This window comes from Neobacillus sp. GCM10027624, from assembly GCF_042675345.1.
Classification (GTDB): Bacteria; Bacillota; Bacilli; order Bacillales; family Cytobacillaceae; genus Neobacillus; species Neobacillus cucumis_D.
Genome location: NZ_JBHTHD010000011.1, coordinates 192,244 through 211,402 on the forward strand (window position 1 = coordinate 192,244; position 19,159 = coordinate 211,402).

At 39.8% G+C, this 19,159-nt stretch carries 18 protein-coding genes, 1 tRNA gene and 1 riboswitch; of the genes, 18 read left to right on the forward strand and 1 reads right to left on the reverse strand.

The window, feature by feature from the left end; genetic code table 11:
* Positions 1-39 precede the first annotated feature (39 nt).
* Positions 40-222: riboswitch (Lysine riboswitch) on the forward strand.
* Positions 223-330: 108 nt separating this feature from the next.
* A complete protein-coding gene (locus ACFQZ9_RS17145; RefSeq protein ID WP_498944714.1) occupies positions 331-1,554 on the forward strand; it encodes an aspartate kinase in 1,224 nt (407 codons plus the stop codon).
* A gap of 90 nt (positions 1,555-1,644) precedes the next feature.
* Here the strand turns inward: ACFQZ9_RS17145 and ACFQZ9_RS17150 are convergent, their stop codons facing one another.
* Positions 1,645-2,100 carry a YslB family protein gene (locus ACFQZ9_RS17150; RefSeq protein ID WP_198309365.1) on the reverse strand — a complete coding sequence of 152 codons (456 nt, stop codon included), beginning with the start codon at positions 2,098-2,100 and terminating at the stop codon, positions 1,645-1,647.
* A 451-nt stretch (positions 2,101-2,551) separates the two neighbouring features.
* On the opposite strand from ACFQZ9_RS17150, the gene ACFQZ9_RS17155 reads away from it, so the two are divergent.
* From ACFQZ9_RS17155 to lonB, 17 genes are all read left to right on the forward strand, one after another.
* Entirely contained in the window at positions 2,552-3,160 is a 609-nt protein-coding gene (locus ACFQZ9_RS17155) for a succinate dehydrogenase cytochrome b558 subunit (protein WP_498944715.1), read from the forward strand.
* A 55-nt stretch (positions 3,161-3,215) separates the two neighbouring features.
* Positions 3,216-4,967 (forward strand): succinate dehydrogenase flavoprotein subunit, encoded by a 1,752-nt coding sequence (sdhA, locus tag ACFQZ9_RS17160; RefSeq protein WP_327835543.1) that lies wholly within the window; start codon positions 3,216-3,218, stop codon positions 4,965-4,967.
* A gap of 21 nt (positions 4,968-4,988) precedes the next feature.
* Positions 4,989-5,750, forward strand: coding sequence for a succinate dehydrogenase iron-sulfur subunit (gene sdhB / locus ACFQZ9_RS17165; RefSeq protein ID WP_026572261.1), 762 nt, complete (start codon positions 4,989-4,991; stop codon positions 5,748-5,750).
* A gap of 126 nt (positions 5,751-5,876) precedes the next feature.
* Positions 5,877-6,482, forward strand: coding sequence for a class D sortase (gene srtD / locus ACFQZ9_RS17170; protein ID WP_498945181.1), 606 nt, complete (start codon positions 5,877-5,879; stop codon positions 6,480-6,482).
* 251 nt (positions 6,483-6,733) lie between these two features.
* Positions 6,734-7,198 (forward strand): acyl-CoA thioesterase, encoded by a 465-nt coding sequence (locus ACFQZ9_RS17175; protein ID WP_498944716.1) that lies wholly within the window; start codon positions 6,734-6,736, stop codon positions 7,196-7,198.
* 128 nt (positions 7,199-7,326) lie between these two features.
* Complete coding sequence (gene gerE / locus ACFQZ9_RS17180) at positions 7,327-7,551, forward strand: spore germination transcription factor GerE (RefSeq protein ID WP_026572264.1); 225 nt, start codon at positions 7,327-7,329, stop codon at positions 7,549-7,551.
* A 243-nt stretch (positions 7,552-7,794) separates the two neighbouring features.
* A complete protein-coding gene (locus ACFQZ9_RS17185) occupies positions 7,795-8,244 on the forward strand; it encodes a MarR family winged helix-turn-helix transcriptional regulator (protein ID WP_026572265.1) in 450 nt (149 codons plus the stop codon).
* A gap of 16 nt (positions 8,245-8,260) precedes the next feature.
* A complete protein-coding gene (gene racE / locus ACFQZ9_RS17190; RefSeq protein WP_498944717.1) occupies positions 8,261-9,055 on the forward strand; it encodes a glutamate racemase in 795 nt (264 codons plus the stop codon).
* A gap of 644 nt (positions 9,056-9,699) precedes the next feature.
* Complete coding sequence (locus ACFQZ9_RS17195; protein WP_498944718.1) at positions 9,700-10,758, forward strand: GerMN domain-containing protein; 1,059 nt, start codon at positions 9,700-9,702, stop codon at positions 10,756-10,758.
* Between the two features lie 173 nt (positions 10,759-10,931).
* On the forward strand, positions 10,932-11,687 hold the full coding sequence (rph, locus tag ACFQZ9_RS17200; protein WP_498944720.1) for a ribonuclease PH: 756 nt from the start codon (positions 10,932-10,934) through the stop codon (positions 11,685-11,687).
* Positions 11,684-12,295, forward strand: a complete 612-nt coding sequence (locus tag ACFQZ9_RS17205) for an XTP/dITP diphosphatase (protein ID WP_498944721.1) — start codon at positions 11,684-11,686, stop codon at positions 12,293-12,295. Before rph ends, ACFQZ9_RS17205 begins: the two co-directional genes overlap by 4 nt.
* On the forward strand, positions 12,292-12,810 hold the full coding sequence (locus ACFQZ9_RS17210; protein WP_498944722.1) for a metallophosphoesterase family protein: 519 nt from the start codon (positions 12,292-12,294) through the stop codon (positions 12,808-12,810). The genes ACFQZ9_RS17205 and ACFQZ9_RS17210 overlap by 4 nt, the downstream gene beginning before the upstream one ends.
* Before the next feature lie 106 nt (positions 12,811-12,916).
* Positions 12,917-12,993, forward strand: a tRNA-Arg gene (locus ACFQZ9_RS17215).
* 105 nt (positions 12,994-13,098) lie between these two features.
* Positions 13,099-14,130 (forward strand): tetratricopeptide repeat protein, encoded by a 1,032-nt coding sequence (locus ACFQZ9_RS17220; RefSeq protein WP_498944723.1) that lies wholly within the window; start codon positions 13,099-13,101, stop codon positions 14,128-14,130.
* A 165-nt stretch (positions 14,131-14,295) separates the two neighbouring features.
* Complete coding sequence (tig, locus tag ACFQZ9_RS17225; protein WP_198309352.1) at positions 14,296-15,573, forward strand: trigger factor; 1,278 nt, start codon at positions 14,296-14,298, stop codon at positions 15,571-15,573.
* A 410-nt stretch (positions 15,574-15,983) separates the two neighbouring features.
* Entirely contained in the window at positions 15,984-17,240 is a 1,257-nt protein-coding gene (gene clpX, locus ACFQZ9_RS17230) for an ATP-dependent protease ATP-binding subunit ClpX (protein WP_026572273.1), read from the forward strand.
* 172 nt (positions 17,241-17,412) lie between these two features.
* Entirely contained in the window at positions 17,413-19,080 is a 1,668-nt protein-coding gene (lonB, locus tag ACFQZ9_RS17235; RefSeq protein ID WP_198309351.1) for an ATP-dependent protease LonB, read from the forward strand.
* Positions 19,081-19,159 lie beyond the last annotated feature (79 nt).

The window sequence follows — 19,159 nt, forward strand, 5'->3', positions numbered from 1 at the left end:
TATAATGAGTGAAAATTTAATAACACTTTATCAACGTAAAGTGTAGGTAGAGGTGCGAGCTTCAAGAGTAGTGGTTCTGAGAAGGATGAGCTTCAAGGAAGAATCATGAAAGGGGATGTTCGCCGAAGTGAAGAGAGTCTCATTTCTTTCTTTGCTGGTCCTGTGTTGAATAAATACTGGATTGTCAAGACTAATAGTAGGTCTTGGAGAGCTATCTTACATTGTAAACGCAAGAATACTTTTTTTGTGTTCCCAAAGCAATGAGATACTCTTCTCATTGCTTTTTTTGTTTTTCAGAACTACATAGCCTTACAGGAAGAAGGGGAAAAAATGGGTTTAATTGTACAGAAATTTGGGGGAACGTCCGTTGGCAGCGTTGAAAGAATCATGAATGTGGCGGAACGAGTGAAAGATGAAACGATATTAGGAAACCAAGTGGTGGTGGTTGTTTCCGCGATGGGAAAATCAACAGACCAGCTTGTAAAATTAGCTAAAGAAATTTCTCCACAGCCAAGTAAACGGGAGATGGATATGCTGCTTACAACGGGGGAGCAGGTCTCGATTGCCTTATTATCGATGGCATTAAATCAAAAAGGACTTGAGGCTGTTTCCTTTACAGGCTGGCAGGCCGGAATTGTTACGGAACCTGTTCACGGAAATGCCCGAATTACCGATGTTAGAACGGAGGCAATTGAAAGCCAATTGTCACATCGAAAGGTTATCATCGTTGCCGGTTTCCAAGGCATTACCGAAAGCGGCGAGATTACCACACTAGGGCGTGGCGGCTCTGATACTACGGCAGTCGCATTGGCAGCTGCACTAAAAGCGGATCGATGTGATATTTACACAGATGTAACCGGGGTATATACGACTGATCCCAGGTATATTAAAGGAGCACGTCAGTTGAAGTCTATTTCTTATGATGAAATGCTTGAACTTGCCAATTTAGGTGCCGGTGTACTCCACCCAAGGGCTGTCGAGTTTGCGAAGAATTATCAGGTACGGCTTGAAGTTCGTTCAAGTATGGAGAAAATTGAAGGAACAATCATTGAGGAGGAAGCAACAATGGAACAAAATCTAGTAGTCCGCGGTGTCGCATTTGAGGATCAAATTACGAAAGTAACGGTATTAGGTCTGGCGAATTCATTAACAAGCCTGTCTACCATCTTTACAACACTTGCACAGCATCATATCAATGTTGATATTATTATTCAAAGTACAACAGAGGCAGGAGCTGCAAATCTTTCTTTCTCCATCAAAACAGAAGATTTAATGGAAACTTTAAAAGTTCTTGAGGATCATAAAGAATTGCTAGGCTACGAGCAAATTGATGCAGAGAACCAATTATCCAAGGTATCTATCGTCGGTTCAGGAATGATTTCCAATCCGGGGGTTGCTGCCAGAATGTTTGAAGTATTGGCTTCCAATCAAATTCAAGTAAAAATGGTCAGCACCTCAGAAATTAAGGTGTCAGCAGTTGTCGAAGAAGAAAATATGCTAAAAGCCGTCCAAGCACTTCACAACGCCTTCGAACTATCCGCCGTAACAGAATAACAATGTCCGTCTGAGGCGGACAAAACAAGTAATTTGTCCACAAACGGTGACAGGCACTATGTGAATTCTTCACATAGTGCCTGTCACTTTTTAGTCTAGGGTATCTTTTTTGTCCCATTTTACGGTGAAGAGGACTTTGTTGGATTTTTTTACAGGATGTTCGAAGGTTTCAGCGATGACCTTTTTCTGAAGTTCGATTTGCTGGGCAAGGAAACCGGCCTCGAGCTGGAAGTAATATTCAGCTTTTGATTTCACTCGGGAAACAATTAGTGGACTAATGAGTTCAAACTCCATTTCATCCTTATTCTCACTTTTAATCGTTAAATGTCCCCATGAAGCCCTCTCGAAAAACTCAATCAGTTCATCATAATGATTTAAAGGGTACATTCTCGCTAATCGTTTTCCTGCCCAATATAATATTTCAGGAGTGTCTTTTCCTAAAATTTCGGGTAAAAGAATTTCTCGGATTAGCTCATATCCAAAAATCGACACGGTTCTCGTCTCATCTGATTGCGTGTTTAAATTAACTGCCGTACTATCGTTCAATAGTATCCCCTCTTTCTACCATTCTATTATATACAATATTGGTTAAATTTCATTACTGAATTTTAGATTAGAAAACGGTTAAAGAATCCAATTGCAAGGATTGTTATGTCACTATACTTTTTTTGTTTACCATCATAACTATATTACCTTTTTACTTTAATTTCTATCCTTTACATAATGATAAATAAAATGTAGTTATAATGGAAACGCTTCCAAAATAAACCTCAAAAATGTAAGCGCTTAGCATTCTCTTTTACTATCAAAATCGTAAAAAAAATTGTATTTTTAAAAAATAATTCTGTATACGGTTTCTTGACGCTCTTTGTCGACAGGAGTAAAATGGACATGTCACAATTTTGTCATAGTGATGCTAGGTTGAAATTTCTTTTTAAATGGATTATAAAAAGGAAGGAAACTTAACATCATTCTTATTATTTAAGGGGGGTAAATTATGGCGGGAAATCGAGAGTTTATTTCACGAAGAGTACACTCGCTGCTAGGGGTCATTCCAATTGGTTTGTTCCTTATCGTGCATCTAGTAGTCAACCATGCCGCTACGGGCGGAGCAGAATCCTTTCAAAAAGCAATAAATTTTATGGAGGATCTTCCATTCCTTATCGTTCTAGAATGGGTATTAATTTATTTGCCATTATTATTTCATGCAATCTATGGCCTATATATTGCCTTTACATCAAAAAGCAATGTTGGCAGAATGGGGTACTTCAGAAACTGGATGTACATTCTGCAGCGTATAACAGGGGTGATTGCCCTGATCTTTATTGCATGGCATGTATGGGAAACACGGATCGCCAAGGCATTTGGAGCTGAGCTTAATTTCCAAATGATGGCTGATATTTTATCTTCACCATTCATGTTTGCTTTTTATTTAGTGGGAGTTCTTTCTGTCATTTTCCACTTCTCAAATGGTTTATGGTCATTTATGGTAAGCTGGGGAATTACAATTTCACCACGTTCTCAAGTCATTTCTACATATGTGACTTTGATCGTGTTCGTGTTGCTTTCCATTATTGGAATTCAAGCGCTTCTAGCATTTGTGTGATCAACAAATTAATGAACGGAAAAATATTGGATTTAGGATTAGGGAGTGAGTCACGATGAGTAAAGGTAAGGTGATCGTAGTCGGTGGTGGTTTAGCTGGCTTGATGGCAACCGTTAAGGTGGCAGAATCGGGTACACCGGTAGAGTTATTTTCTCTAGTTCCGGTGAAACGTTCTCACTCTGTTTGTGCCCAAGGCGGTATTAATGGAGCAGTAAATACTAAAGGGGAAGGCGACTCTCCTTGGATTCACTTTGACGATACAGTTTATGGCGGAGACTTTTTAGCAAATCAGCCTCCGGTTAAGGCAATGTGTGAAGCTGCGCCTGGTATTATTCACTTATTTGACCGAATGGGAGTTATGTTTAACCGTACCCCTGAAGGATTACTTGATTTCCGCCGCTTCGGTGGAACACAGCATCACCGTACAGCATTTGCCGGTGCAACTACTGGTCAGCAGCTACTTTATGCGTTGGATGAACAAGTTCGCCGCCATGAGGTAGAGGGCTTGGTTACAAAGTACGAAGGATGGGAATTCCTTGGTGCGGTATTGGATGACGAAGGCGTTTGCCGCGGAATTGCTGCTCAAAATTTAAAAACAATGGAGATTAAATCTTTCGTGGCTGATGCCGTAATTATGGCAACTGGCGGCCCTGGGATTATCTTTGGTAAATCAACAAACTCTGTTATTAACACTGGTTCTGCTGCGTCAATTTTATATCAACAAGGTGTTTCCTATGCAAATGGTGAAATGATTCAAATTCACCCAACTGCAATTCCTGGTGATGATAAACTTCGTCTCATGAGTGAATCAGCTCGTGGAGAAGGCGGTCGTATTTGGACTTATAAAGACGGTAAACCTTGGTATTTCCTTGAAGAAAGATATCCTGCATATGGAAACCTTGTACCACGTGATATTGCAACACGTGAAATTTTCAATGTCTGTGTGGATATGAAACTAGGAGTTAATGGGGAAAACATGGTCTTCCTTGATTTATCACACAAGGATCCACATGAATTAGATGTGAAATTAGGCGGAATTATTGAGATTTATGAAAAATTTGTCGGAGACGATCCGCACAAAGTTCCAATGAAAATTTTCCCTGCCGTTCACTATTCAATGGGCGGTATGTGGGTTGACTATGACCAAATGACAAACATTCCTGGCTTATTTGCAGCAGGTGAGTGTGATTATTCACAGCACGGTGCTAACCGTTTAGGAGCGAATTCATTACTATCTGCTATTTACGGTGGTTCTGTTGCCGGTCCTAACGCTGTTCGCTATATTGGGGGACTTGAAAAGAGTTCTGATGCTATTTCTTCTTCTGTATTTGATCGTAAAGTTAAAGAGGAAGAGCAAAAATGGAATGCGATTATGTCAATGGACGGAAATGAAAATGCCTATGTTCTTCACAAAGAGCTTGGCGAATGGATGACTGATAACGTTACAGTTGTTCGTTACAATGATCGATTGTTAAAAACAGATGAAAAAATTCAAGAACTTTTAGAGCGATACAAGAAAATCAACATCAATGATACAGCTAAATGGAGCAACCAAGGGGCTGCGTTTACACGTCAATTACAGAACATGCTTCAATTGGCTCGTGTTATTACACTTGGGGCTTATAACCGTAATGAGAGCCGTGGTGCTCACTACAAGCCGGATTTCCCTAAACGTAATGATGAGGAATTCTTAAAAACGACAATGGCGAATTTTGTTGACGCTTCTTCAGCTCCGGCATTCCATTATGAAGATGTTGATATCTCGCTGCTTGCTCCACGTGAACGTGACTATACTAAAAAGCATTAATTGAAAGGGGAGTAGGAAAAAATGGCTGAAACAAAAACAGTAAAATTTATAATAACCCGTCAGGATACTCCAGACTCTGCTCCTTTTGAGGAGGAGTTTGAACTTCCATACCGTCCGAATATGAACGTTATTTCGGCGTTAATGGAAATTCGCAGAAATCCTGTCACTGCAAAAGGGCAGGATACATCCCCAATTACTTGGGAAATGAACTGTCTTGAAGAAGTATGCGGTGCGTGTTCAATGGTTATCAATGGTAAACCGCGCCAAGCTTGTTCGGCGCTTGTTGATAAATTAGAGCAGCCAATCCGTTTGGCACCAATGAGTACTTTCCCGATTGTGCGTGACCTTCAAATTGACCGAAGCAGAATGTTTGATTCCTTAAAGAAAGTAAAGGCTTGGATTCCAATCGATGGTACGTACGATTTAGGTCCTGGACCACGTATGCCTGAGAAAAAACGTCAATGGGCATATGAACTTTCAAAATGTATGACATGTGGTGTATGTTTAGAGGCGTGTCCAAATGTGAATAGCAAAACAAACTTTATGGGTCCTGCTGCCTTTAACCAAGTTCGTTTGTTCAATGCTCACCCAACTGGTGCGATGAATAAATCTGAGCGTTTAAATGCATTTATGGAAGATGGCGGAATGCAAGGCTGTGGTAATTCACAAAACTGCGTGCAATCTTGTCCGAAAGGGATTCCGATCACTACTTCAATCGCAGCTGTTAACCGTGACGCTACCATGCAATCATTCAGAAACTTCTTTGGAAGCGACAACGATTAATCAAATTAAAAGCCTTCTTTTCTTAACGGAAAGGAAGGTTTTTTTATGTTTCGTTCCAAATACGAGTTTTTATCATCCTCCATTTGTTATAATGAAGGAAATTTGAAAAAGGATGGTACGGTAAAGGTGAAGTCAAAGATTCCACTACTGTTTATTTTAGTCGGTCTTATTTTAATAGGGATTGGAGTTTGGCAGTTTATTGATGTAAAAATGCAAACAAAGGCATCACTTAAAGAGGCAAAAGAAATCGTCTCAGAACAGCAGCCAATTGATTCAAATCAAAAATCTAATGGGAAAAATAAACTTAAAGTTAGCAAAAAAAATAAAGCTCCGAATATTGGCGATACCATTGGCTTGCTTTCTATCCCTAAAATCAGTGCGGAATTACCGATTGTTGAAGGAACAGACCCCGATGATCTGGCAAAAGGGGTTGGTCATTATAAAGGTTCCTATCTGCCTGGTAATCACGGGCAGATTGTTTTATCAGGACATCGAGATACCGTTTTTCGCCATCTGGGAGAATTAAAAAAAGGCGATACCTTAAAGGTAAACGATTCAAAGGGTAATTTTAAATATGAAATCACCCATATGAAAATTGTTAAAGCAGATGACACTAGCATTATTACTTTGCAAAATAAACATGAGGAATTGATTTTGACCACGTGTTATCCTTTCAGTTATGTAGGAAATGCTCCAAAACGATATATCATTTATGCCAAGCCTAAATCGTAAAAAGTTCCGGATCATTATCGGAACTTTTTATTTTTTAACTTTTAGGCTGTGTTAAACATATCTAGTGAATTTCCGCTCCAGGCACTTCGCTTTCCGCGGGCGTGCCGGGGAGCCTCCTCGTCGCTTCGCTCCAATCAACAGGGATAAAAATCGGCAATGTCCTTTAACACAGCAAACTTTTAAATTATAATAGGATTAAAGAGTACTGAATGACAATTCATTTTTTTATGAAAAGGAGCGTGACAAATAATATGGTGAAAGCAAATTATATAGATGATTTTCATAAGTGGCAGGACGAATTTAAATATTTTCTCCCAATTAGGGTTAGGTTTTCCGAAACGGATATGTTTGGGCATTTAAATAATACAGTTCCATTCGTTTATTTTGAGGAGGCTCGGACTGAATTTTTGAAATCCATTGGTTTTATGGATGAATGGGTAAAGCCTGAAAGTAAGACATTTCCGGTTGTTGCGGATCTCCAATGTGATTTTTTACAGCAAATTTTTTTCGGTGAAAATTTAAAGATATATGTAAAAGCCGCTACAGTTGGAAATTCGTCTGTTGATCTTCATTATATGGGCAAAAAAGAAGACGGTTCTGTTGGATTTGTAGGAAGAGGAACGCTTGTTCAAATCTCAAAAAAGGCAGGGAAAGGCGTCCCTTGGACAGAGGAAATGCGAAATCTGCTAGTACAGCATATCGATGTTAAAATATAACGAAACAAAATCATTTTTCAGATAGTATTTATAGTCACTACATTTGTAGAGTTCACATAAGATATGGTGACTAAATATATACCCACCCCACGGTTCATAACTGGCGAAGGCAAGGAGGGTCACAATACTTGAAGGAGAATGATTATACTCACAAGCCATTACTCACCAAACGCGAAAGAGAAGTATTCGAACTGTTAGTACAAGACAAAACAACGAAGGAAATCGCTGGTGAATTATTTATAAGCGAAAAAACGGTTAGGAATCATATTTCCAATGCCATGCAAAAGCTTGGTGTCAAGGGGCGTTCACAAGCCGTTGTAGAGCTCCTTCGAATGGGAGAGCTAGAACTTTAATCATGACCGGCATCCTTTTGGGAGGCCGGTTCATATTTTTTAATAAAGATATAATCAAAGTAGATGTAGGTGTGAAACGCCGTACTGTTTTTTATGTGAAAAAACGAACGGTTCATGTTCCTGCTTGAAATTTAAGTGAAAAAAGTAGAAAATATATACAAGCTTAACGATATTTTAGAGATAACAATTCGTTTAGCGGCGCTTTAAGTTGAGGGGAAAGCATATTATAGGAGTGTATAATACATGAAACTCGAAAATTCACAAAAAGTGAACGGGGAAATAGTGGCGAATATTGAAAAAGATTTACGGTACATATCCGGGATTATTAAACAAAAAGGAAGAGAAATGTTAAGTAATTATAAAATTACTCCTCCCCAGTTTGTTGCCCTGCAGTGGCTTTTTGAAGATGGAGATATGACAATTGGAGAATTATCTAATAAAATGTTTCTTGCCTGTAGTACCACTACAGATTTAGTCGATCGCATGGAGAAGAATCAACTCCTTGTTCGGGTTAAAGATCCGAATGATCGTCGAGTAGTGAGAATTCATTTGCTCGAGGAAGGCGAACGAATTATCAATGAGGTAATCAAGAAACGTCAAGTTTATTTAGAGGAAATCTTAAAAAACTTTACCACAGACGAGATTCTTCTGGTCCAAAACAATTTAAGTAAACTGCATCAGGAAATGCGTTAAGAATGAGGCGAGAAGCTTGAAACAACCAATAGGTGTAATTGATTCCGGTGTTGGGGGTTTAACGGTTGCAAAGGAAATGATGCGGCAGCTGCCAAATGAAAAAATCATTTATTTGGGAGATACGGCACGTTGTCCTTATGGACCAAGACCAACAAAGGAAGTTAGAAAATTCACTTGGGAATTAACAACCTTTTTATTAGAAAAGCAGATTAAAATGCTGGTCATCGCTTGCAATACGGCAACAGCTGTTGCTCTGGATGAAATTCGTAGGGAATTAAAAATTCCAGTGATTGGTGTCATATATCCAGGAGCACGGGCCGCGATTAAGCGAACGAAAAACTATCGGGTTGGCATTATAGGCACCCAGGTTACCGTAGAAAGTGGTGCTTATGAAAAGGCATTAAAATCGTTAAACAGCAGGCTGTTTGTAAAAGCCCATGCCTGTCCTAAATTTGTTCCGCTTGTGGAAAGCGGTGAATATGACGGGGCGATTGCGGAAAAAATTGTTACGCAATCCTTGCAGCCGGTGTTAAATTTAAATTTAGATACATTAATTTTAGGGTGCACGCATTATCCGCTGCTTGGACCGCTTGTTAAAAAAGTAATGGGCCCGGAGGTAAACGTGATTAGTTCCGGTGATGAAACTGCGAGAGAAATCAGCGCCATCCTCCAATTCAACGGCCAGCTCGAAGAATCTGAGGACGAGCCGGAGCACGAGTTTATTACAACCGGATCAAGAGGCATCTTTTCCAAAATCGCCTCCGAATGGCTAGACATGCCGGTGGACAATGTACAAAAAATTAAATTATAAGTTGGAGCTCCTAGTTTCTAGGAGCTCTTTTTGGTACTTTTGAAGAATCGGGTGAGGGGTCCTGTGCTTTAGTGAGGAAAAAAAGCTTTTTGGTAAAAGGAAAAGCGCTGCATTACCCCTTAGGAGGAAAGAATCGCATAAGAGGTAAAAAGGAAAGGCGCTGCATTACCCTTTGGGAGGAAAGAATCGCATAAGAGGTAAAAGGAAAGGCGCTGCATTACCCCTTAGGAGGAAAGAATCGTATAAGGGGTAAAAGGAGAGACGCTGCATTACCCTTTGGGAAGAAAGAATCGCATAAGAGGTAAAAGGAAAGTCGTTTCATTACCCTTTGGGAGGAAAGAATCGCATAAGAGGTAAAAGGAAAGTCGTTGCATTACCCTTTGGGAGGAAAGAATCGCATAAGAGGTAAAAGGAAAGTCGTTGCATTACCCTTTTAGGAGGAAAAAAGTACTCAAGAGGTAAAAGGAACCCCTATCCTTTGCCCTAAATAAGAAAAATAGACCTTTCATAGTAAAAGGAGATTCCACACAACTACCCCAAAACAAAGTTTTTTTAGAGAATGTCCAAATTTTTTTTTCAAGACGGTCTAAATTCCCGGATGGCTCGTATACATGGTAGTACAAACTGTCTTGGGAGGGAATTTTATGTCTAAAAATAAAAATAAAGCAGTCATCCTTGTTTCGGCTATGTTTGCATCGAGCGTTCTTTTATCCGGATGTGGCTTATTTAATACTGAAACGGAAAAGAAAATCGACCCGCCAAAATCCGTTTCCGTAGACACAGGCAAAAAGGAAAGCAAAGATACGATGGCTAAAACAGAAGATGCTAAAAACACCATCAAAACAGAACTATACCTCATCGATAAAAATGGCTATGTAGTGCCGCAGACAATAGCACTGCCGAAAAAAACCTCTACCGCAACACAAGCTCTCGAATACTTAGTAGATAACGGACCAGTTGAAGATATGCTGCCAAACGGATTTAGAGCAGTCATCCCGGCAGAAACCTCATTGTCCGTTAACATTAAGGATGGCGTAGCACATGTTGATTTTTCAAAGGAATTTAAAAACTATCAGCCTGAAGATGAGTTGAAAATTCTTCAATCCATTACTTGGACATTAACCCAATTTGACTCCGTTAAGTCCGTACAGTTATCCATGACCGGGCATCCATTAACCGAAATGCCGGTAAACGGTACACCAATCAGTGATCACTTAACGAGATCCATCGGAATCAATATTGATACAACGGATGTTGTGGACATAACCAATACAAAACCGGTAACCGTATACTATATTGGCGGTGAAAAAGAAGGCTCGTACTACTATGTACCGGTAACACGCCGGGTTAGCAATAAGGTAACCGATAATATTATTGCAGCTGTAAATGAATTAATTGAAGGGCCAAGTCAGAAGTCAAACCTTCTTTCAGAGTTTATGTCTGATGCGAAACTTCTTGAAGCGCCAAAAGTGGAAAATGGACAGGTAACATTGAACTTTAATGAGAATATTTATGGAAGCTTCGAAGAAAAGGAGATTTCGCAGGCCGTGTTAAACACTCTTGTATTATCATTAACAGAACAGCCGGGAATTGAAAAAGTGGCAATCGAAGTGAAAGGGAAAGCAGGGCTCAAAAATGAACAGGGTAAAAAAATATCTGAGCCTGTAACTCGTCCGGAAAAAGTAAATACAGGTAGTTTTTAAAAAAAGTTTTTTGTTATACTATATAATGACCATGAAAGAGGTTGGCTTCCCGCCGCCTCTTCTTTATTTGTCTGGCTCTAAAGCGTCCTTAAAAAAGACGCTTATGCTTTTCTATTTGCCAGATGGCCGGCTTATACCAACAAGGCGAGCTTGATTATAAAGGAGGAAGATTAGTGCGTGTTGATGGACGTGAACCATTGCAGTTAAGACCCATACATATTGAAACAAACTATTTAATGCATCCGGAAGGCTCGGTGCTCATTTCTGTTGGGGACACAAAAGTAATTTGTACGGCTACAATTGAAGACCGGGTGCCGCACTTTATGAGGGGAGAAGGCAAGGGCTGGATTACAGCGGAATATTCGATGCTCCCAAGAGCGACGGCATCAAGGAATATCCGAGAATCTTCTAAAGGGAAAGTGTCCGGGCGCACAATGGAAATTCAGCGGCTGATTGGCCGTGCCTTAAGGGCTATTGTAGATTTAAAGGCTTTGGGAGAAAAAACAGTTTGGATTGATTGTGATGTCATTCAGGCTGACGGTGGAACCCGTACAGCTGCTATTACAGGAGCATTTGTCGCGATGACGCTTGCTTTAAATGAATTGGCCGAAAAAAGAGCGATAAAATTCCCCATTACTGATTTCCTGGCGGCGACCAGTGTCGGAATTATAGAAGAGAACACAACCATCCTCGATTTAAATTATCCGGAGGACTCCAGTGCTATGGTTGATATGAATGTAGTCATGACCGGAAGCGGCGAATTTGTTGAACTGCAGGGAACAGGTGAGGAAGCTACCTTTTCCTATAACCAGCTTCAAGAATTACTTCATGCGGCACAAGCCGGATTGAGTGAGCTTTTTGAGCATCAAAAAATTGCTCTTGGTGCAGACATAACCGAAAAAATTGAAGAAAGAAGAAAGAATAAATGAGAGAAGTTATTATTGCTACTAAAAACCCCGGAAAAGCGAGAGAATTTGAAAGTATTTTTGCTAAAAGGGGAATCGAAGTCAAAACACTATTAGATTTTCCTGAGATCCCTGATGTAGAGGAAACAGGAACTACTTTTGAGGCAAATGCAATCCTTAAGGCAGAAGCGATCTCAAAGGCATTGAATAAAATGGTCATTGGAGACGACTCCGGTTTGATTGTGGATGTATTAGAAGGTAGACCTGGTATCTATTCAGCCCGATATGCTGGAGAACATAAAAATGATCAGGACAATATTGATAAAGTTCTTTCTGAGTTAAAGGATGTCCCTGAGGAAGAGCGGACGGCAAGATTTTATTGTGCACTGGCGGTGGCTGTGCCGAATCAAGAAACGATGACGGTTTCGGGAACTTGTGAGGGCCGGATTTTAACAGAAAGAAAAGGGACGCACGGCTTTGGATACGACCCGATTTTTTATGTTCCAAATTTGAAACTTGCAATGGCTGAGCTTCCTTCAGAGGAAAAAAATAAAATCAGCCACCGCGCAAACGCCATAAAGAAGCTTGATACGGTGCTGGATTCAATTTTAGAAAGAGCAAATCAATCATGAGCAAAATTTTGATTGTCAGCGATAGTCACGGAATGACAAAAGAGCTTGAAATCGTGCGGGACAGACATATGAAAGATGTTGATTTAATGATTCATTGCGGGGATTCGCAATTAATGCCGGATGACCAAGCGATTTCAGGGTTTGTCACCGTATTAGGGAATTGTGATTTTGGCGGTTATCCTTTAGAAGTAATTGAAGAGGTAAATGGCCGGAAAATTTTCGTTACTCACGGGCATAAGTATTCGGTTAAGTCATCTTTGATGAATTTAAAGTATAAGGCACAAGAGGAAAACGCCGATATTGTTTGTTTCGGGCATTCCCATATATTAGGGGCGGAAGTCATCGGTGGAACGCTGTTTTTGAACCCCGGAAGCCTCCGTCTGCCCCGAGAGCGCTTTGAAAAAACGTACGTTATGCTAGACCTAGCAGATGAAAAAATAAAGATGACCGTTTTTGAATTGAACGGGCGTGAAGTAGTCGATTTAGGTTATGAATTTACCTTGCCGAAAAGATAATGGGGAGTTTATCTTCCCATTTCTTGTTTTTTAAAAACAACAAATTTATTATTGACTTTTATTTTTTAGGACTATATAATAAATCTTGTCTTTGATAAATGACTATGTCCCAGTAGCTCAGCCGGATAGAGCATACGCCTTCTAAGCGTACGGTCGGGAGTTCGAATCTCTCCTGGGACGCCATCTACATACCAAATGAACTTTACTCACCCAGAAAAAGGTGAGTTTTTTTGTTTTTTACTTAATTCGTGCTACACTAATTTTCATCAACCAAAAGGGCGGAATTTTATGAAAAAACGGGAACGAGTTAAAAGAAAAGAGAATGTAATTTTCTTTCCCGGGCTTGAACAGCGATTAACGGAAAAGGGCTTAGAAAGCCTGCAATTAAAAAAATATGAAGAAGCCATCGAACTTTTAGAAGGGGCGAAGGAACTTGACCCAGAAAATGGCGATGTGCTAATGGGATTAGTCTTAGCCTATTTTGAAGCAGGTGCTTACCGAAAAGCAAAAAAACTTGCAAACGAACTTTTACTAAAAGGAATCGGTGATTATTATCAGATGGTCGATTTATATTTGACCATTCTGATCCAGCTGCACGAATATCAAGAAATCGTTTCAACGATTGAAGTCTTATTGGATGAAAAAGAAATCCCACCAGAAAAACAGGATCATTTTATCACCATCCTGCAATTTAGCAGAAGGATGGCGGAACAGGATCAAGCAGATGTGGAAAATGACAATTCGTATGAAACCGGTCCAACGAACAAAAGCCTGAACCTTTTTTCCTTACAAAATACAACCGAACAAATGCTGCTCCTATCTAAACTGGCTGAGAGGAACATCAGGCCTTATATAGAGGAAATTAATGCCTATTTAATCGCAGAAACAGGACAGTCCTTTTTTAAAACAACCCTGCTAACTCTTCTAAAAGAGCAGGAATATGACAAGGAAATTGAGGTTCAAAAGTTTCATCAGGTCATAAAGATTATCCCGACAAAATTGCCTGAAGTTCATGCCCAGCCCAGGATGGAAAAAATCATAGAACATTTAGAAGATTATTTAGAAAATAGTAACCCGGTTTTATTGGCTGATATAATAGGTATGGTAGAACGAATCTTTTTTATCAGCTATCCTTTCGAGCTAGAGCCGAAGAATGCTAAAGCATGGGCAGCAGCCTTTCATGTTCTAGCAGAGGAATATATGGGAAACGATTTAGAAATAATTGATAGAGCGGAAGAATACGGGGTTTCCAGCGAAGAAATCAATCTAGCAATCGTTAAAATACGAGAAATAGAAGAAATTTCTTACCCCAATTTTTAGGCAGTGTGTTGAAAGAAATCAATCCTATGATATAATGTAGGGGTCGCATTCTGTAGAAATTCGATATTTTACAACAAAAAGTGGATAATGACTTGATAGAACAAGACATATTCATACAATTCGTTACGAATGAAATGAGAATAGATGTTGGAGGGAAAAAACGGTATGACAGCTAAGTGGGAAAAATTAGAAGGAAACCGCGGTGTACTTACAGTTGAAGTAAGTGCCGACGAGGTAAGCAAAGGATTAGACGCAGCATTCCAAAAAGTTGTGAAACAAGTAAATGTTCCAGGATTCCGTAAAGGGAAAATGCCTCGTGGCATGTTTGAAAAGCGCTTTGGTGTTGAATCATTATACCAAGATGCTTTAGATATCATTCTTCCAGAAGCATATGGAAATGCAATCGATGAAACAGGCATCGAGCCAGTTGATCGTCCTGATATCGATATTGAGCAAATGGAAAAAGGCAAAGAGCTAATCTTCAAAGCTACTGTTACAGTAAAGCCTGAAGTGAAATTAGGCGATTATAAAGGCCTAGAAGTAGAAGAACAAGACACAAATGTTACAGATGAAGACGTACAAAAAGAATTAGAAACACTTCAAAATCGTCAAGCAGAGCTTGTTGTAAAAGAAGAAGGTACTGCTGAAAACGGTGATACAGTGATCATCGACTTTGAAGGTTTCGTTGACGGAGAAGCATTTGAAGGCGGAAAAGCTGAAAATCACTCACTTGAGTTAGGTTCAGGCTCTTTCATCCCTGGCTTTGAAGAGCAATTAGTTGGAGTTGCAGCCGGCGAATCTAAAGACGTAGAAGTTTCTTTCCCAGAAGAATACCACGCTGCAGAGCTTGCTGGTAAACCAGCAGTCTTTAAAGTAACTGTTCACGAAATTAAAGGAAAAGAACTTCCAACACTGGATGATGAGTTTGCAAAAGATGTAGACGATGAAGTTGAAACATTGGATGCATTAAAAGAAAAAATCAAAACTCGTTTAGAAGACAGCAAAAAGCATGAAGCAGAGCATCACCTACGTGATACTGTAGTGGAAAAAGCGGCTGAAAATGCTGAAGTAGAAATTCCAGCTGTTATGGTTGATAACGAAGTAAACCGTATGCTTCAAGAGTTCGAACAACGCTTGCAAATGCAAGGTATGAACCTTGAGCTTTACTTCCAATTCTCAGGTCAAGATGAAAATGCTTTGCGCGAGCAAATGAAAGAAGAAGCTGAAAAGCGTGTACGTGTAAACTTAACGCTTGAAGCAATTGCGAAGGCAGAAAATCTTGAAGCAACTGATGAAGACGTTAATGCTGAACTTGAAAAAATGGCTGGCATGTACAACATGACAGTTGACAATATCAAAGCAGCACTTGGCGGAGTTGAAGGAATTAAAGCAGATCTTCAGCTTAAAAAAGCAGTTGACTTTCTTGTTGAAAACAAAAAATAATTAATTTCGGCAAGGCACGATTCCATCGTGCCTTGTTTTATACATTTTATCGATTACATATTATAATAGGGGTAGGGAAACCTTTTTATTAAACCTTATGAAAAGCCTTAGACATTTTTGCAGATGGGCAGGAAAAATGGAATTACATATCGAATTAAATTAAACCAAACGGATTTAAGGTTGATTTTTCAAAATTTTGGTTATGCTTAATGGGTACATAAGTTTCTGTTATGATGGCGGATCCCAGTAAATTTAACAGTAGCAAACATAAGGCTTTTTATTTCCAGTCCATCGGCAACATGTGTTACAATGCAATACATACCACTAAAAATAGAAGAAAAAAGATTCGGATTTATTTGGGATTCGCAGCTTTAAAATTGTGTGACAACAAGTATCAAGGGGTGAAAAGATTGTTTAAATTTAATGATGAAAAAGGGCAATTAAAATGTTCCTTCTGTGGTAAAACACAGGATCAAGTTCGAAAGCTGGTTGCGGGTCCAGGAGTTTATATATGTGATGAGTGTATCGAGCTTTGCACAGAGATTGTTGAGGAAGAACTTGGAACAGAAGAAGAAGTAGAATTTAAAGATGTTCCAAAGCCAAAAGAAATCTGTGAAATTCTTGACGAATATGTCATCGGCCAGGATCAGGCTAAGAAATCATTATCGGTAGCCGTTTATAATCACTATAAGCGGATTAATTCCAATAGTAAGATTGATGATGTTGAGCTTGCAAAAAGTAATATTTGTATGATTGGACCAACTGGTAGTGGGAAAACGTTATTGGCACAAACCTTAGCGCGCATTCTTAACGTACCATTTGCGATTGCCGATGCAACTTCATTAACCGAGGCTGGATATGTTGGTGAAGATGTTGAAAATATTTTGCTTAAATTAATCCAAGCTGCTGATTATGATGTTGAAAAAGCAGAAAAGGGCATCATTTATATTGATGAAATTGATAAAATTGCCCGTAAATCGGAAAACCCATCGATTACAAGAGATGTTTCCGGTGAAGGTGTTCAACAGGCATTATTAAAAATTCTTGAAGGTACGGTTGCAAGTGTTCCTCCGCAAGGCGGCAGAAAACATCCGCATCAAGAATTTATCCAAATTGATACAACGAATATTCTATTTATTTGCGGTGGTGCATTTGATGGCATCGAACCAATCATTAAACGCCGTTTAGGGCAAAAAGTCATTGGATTCGGCTCAGATGTTAAGACCCAAGAAATTGGACAAAAAGAGCTTCTTTCAAAAGTATTGCCTGAGGACTTGCTTCGCTTTGGCTTAATTCCAGAATTTATCGGACGTTTGCCTGTTATTGCAAGCCTGGAGCAATTAGATGAAGGTGCTTTAATTGAAATCTTAACGAAGCCGAAGAATGCTTTGGTGAAGCAATACCAAAAAATGCTTGAAATTGATGATGTAAATCTTGAATTCGAAGAAGGCGCTCTAGTGGAAATCGCGAAAAAAGCGATTGAACGAAAAACAGGTGCCCGCGGTTTACGTTCTATTATTGAAGGAATCATGCTTGATGTGATGTTTGATCTTCCATCAAGGGATGATATCACGAAGTGTATCATCACGCAGGAAACGGTATTAGATAACAGCGAACCGAAACTGATTCTAGAAGACGGAACTGTTGCCAACGAAAAATCTGCATAATGAAAAAGCGTTGAAGTACCTAAATACAGGCACTTTAGCTAAACAATCAAAGAACCTGGCTCGTCGCCAGGTTCTTTTTTTCTTACCAAACCGCACAATTTGTGGTTTATTCCACCCAATCGCAGGAAATACTGAAAATATCTATCAGAATTAATCTGCAGGAGGGGATAGTATGAGTTGGACGGGGATTGCCTTATTTATACAGCTCTTTTTTGGAATCATCATTGGGCTATATTTTTGGAATTTGCTTAGAAATCAGCGAACACAAAAAGTATCCATCGATAGAGAATCAAGAAAGGAAATGGAGCAGCTTCGCAAAATGAGATCCATTTCTTTAACCGAACCATTATCAGAAAAAGTACGTCCTACCAGCTTTCAAGATATTGTTGGGCAGGAGGATGGAATTAAATCATTAAAGGCGGCATTATGCGGTCCTAATCCACAGCATGTCATCATTTACGGACCGCCCGGTGTAGGGAAAACAGCTGCTGCCCGCCTAGTTCTTGAAGAAGCGAAAAAAAATAGTAAATCACCATTCAAACCGGCATCTGTTTTTATTGAACTTGATGCGACAACCGCCCGTTTTGATGAGCGGGGAATTGCCGACCCATTAATCGGATCCGTCCATGACCCGATCTATCAAGGCGCTGGGGCAATGGGACAAGCTGGTATTCCTCAGCCAAAGCAAGGAGCCGTAACAAATGCACATGGCGGCGTATTATTTATTGATGAAATTGGTGAATTGCATCCTATCCAAATGAATAAATTGTTAAAGGTGTTAGAGGATCGGAAGGTTTTCCTGGAAAGTGCCTATTATCATGAGGAAAATAATCAAATCCCAACACACATCCATGATATTTTTAAAAATGGACTTCCTGCCGATTTCCGGCTAATTGGGGCAACAACAAGAACACCGAATGAAATTCCCCCGGCGATTCGTTCGCGCTGTATGGAAGTTTTTTTCCGTGAATTAAGCCAGGAAGAAATTAGTTTGGTTTCAAAAAAAGCGGCAGATAAAGTGAAGCTATCGATAAGTGAAAACGGTGTTGAAACACTTTCAAACTATGCAAGAAACGGGCGGGAAGCAGTTAATTTGGTGCAAATTGCTGCCGGGCTCGCCATCCAAGAGGATCGAGACTTTTTAAAAGATGAAGATATTGAATGGGTGATTCATTCCAGTCAAATGTCACCGCGAATGGAAAGAAAAATTAATGATGATTCCCAAGTTGGCCTTGTGAACGGGCTTGCTGTTTACGGCCCTAATTCCGGTGCGCTCCTGGAAATTGAAGTAACGGTAATTCCGGCAAAGGAAAAGGGTTCGATTAATATTACCGGTATTGTGGAAGAGGAAAGTATTGGCGGTCAAGGCAAATCGATTCGCCGCAAAAGTATGGCACGCGGTTCGATTGAAAATGTGATCACCGTATTACGTTCGATGGGAGTTCCTGCTGATGACTTCGATATCCATGTGAATTTCCCAGGTGGAGTTCCAATTGACGGACCGTCAGCGGGAATTGCGATGGCAACCGGAATTTATTCGGCCATTTATAAAATCCCAATCGATAACAAGGTAGCCATGACTGGGGAAATTAGCATTCACGGGAACGTCAAACCAATTGGCGGTGTTTATCCAAAGGTGAAGGCAGCGAAAAAGGCCGGTGCAGAAACGGTTATTATCCCGGAAGAAAACATGCAGTCGATTTTAAATGAAATTGAGGGCATCAATATAATTCCAGTCACTCATTTACATGAAGTATTTGAGATTGCCTTAGTTAATGAGTTAGCCCGGAACAAAGTCATTCCGGCATCCATCGAACTTTCAAAGAAAGAATCTATTTGAAAAATAAACTTCGGTTTGTAAACCAAAACAAACCGAAGTTTTTTATTGGCATGGAAGAAAACTAGGGGATTGGGGAAAA

Bases quoted from the DNA above. Each gene is read 5' to 3' on its own strand.
- ACFQZ9_RS17175 (WP_498944716.1), top strand. From the start codon at position 6,734: ATGGTGAAAGCAAATTATATAGATGATTTTCATAAGTGGCAGGACGAA.
- sdhB (WP_026572261.1), top strand. From the start codon at position 4,989: ATGGCTGAAACAAAAACAGTAAAATTTATAATAACCCGTCAGGATACT.
- ACFQZ9_RS17195 (WP_498944718.1), top strand. From the start codon at position 9,700: ATGTCTAAAAATAAAAATAAAGCAGTCATCCTTGTTTCGGCTATGTTT.
- ACFQZ9_RS17145 (WP_498944714.1), top strand. From the start codon at position 331: ATGGGTTTAATTGTACAGAAATTTGGGGGAACGTCCGTTGGCAGCGTT.
- ACFQZ9_RS17220 (WP_498944723.1), top strand. From the start codon at position 13,099: ATGAAAAAACGGGAACGAGTTAAAAGAAAAGAGAATGTAATTTTCTTT.
- ACFQZ9_RS17155 (WP_498944715.1), top strand. From the start codon at position 2,552: ATGGCGGGAAATCGAGAGTTTATTTCACGAAGAGTACACTCGCTGCTA.
- tig (WP_198309352.1), top strand. From the start codon at position 14,296: ATGACAGCTAAGTGGGAAAAATTAGAAGGAAACCGCGGTGTACTTACA.
- ACFQZ9_RS17205 (WP_498944721.1), top strand. From the start codon at position 11,684: ATGAGAGAAGTTATTATTGCTACTAAAAACCCCGGAAAAGCGAGAGAA.
- lonB (WP_198309351.1), top strand. From the start codon at position 17,413: ATGAGTTGGACGGGGATTGCCTTATTTATACAGCTCTTTTTTGGAATC.
- sdhA (WP_327835543.1), top strand. From the start codon at position 3,216: ATGAGTAAAGGTAAGGTGATCGTAGTCGGTGGTGGTTTAGCTGGCTTG.
- ACFQZ9_RS17185 (WP_026572265.1), top strand. From the start codon at position 7,795: ATGAAACTCGAAAATTCACAAAAAGTGAACGGGGAAATAGTGGCGAAT.
- ACFQZ9_RS17210 (WP_498944722.1), top strand. From the start codon at position 12,292: ATGAGCAAAATTTTGATTGTCAGCGATAGTCACGGAATGACAAAAGAG.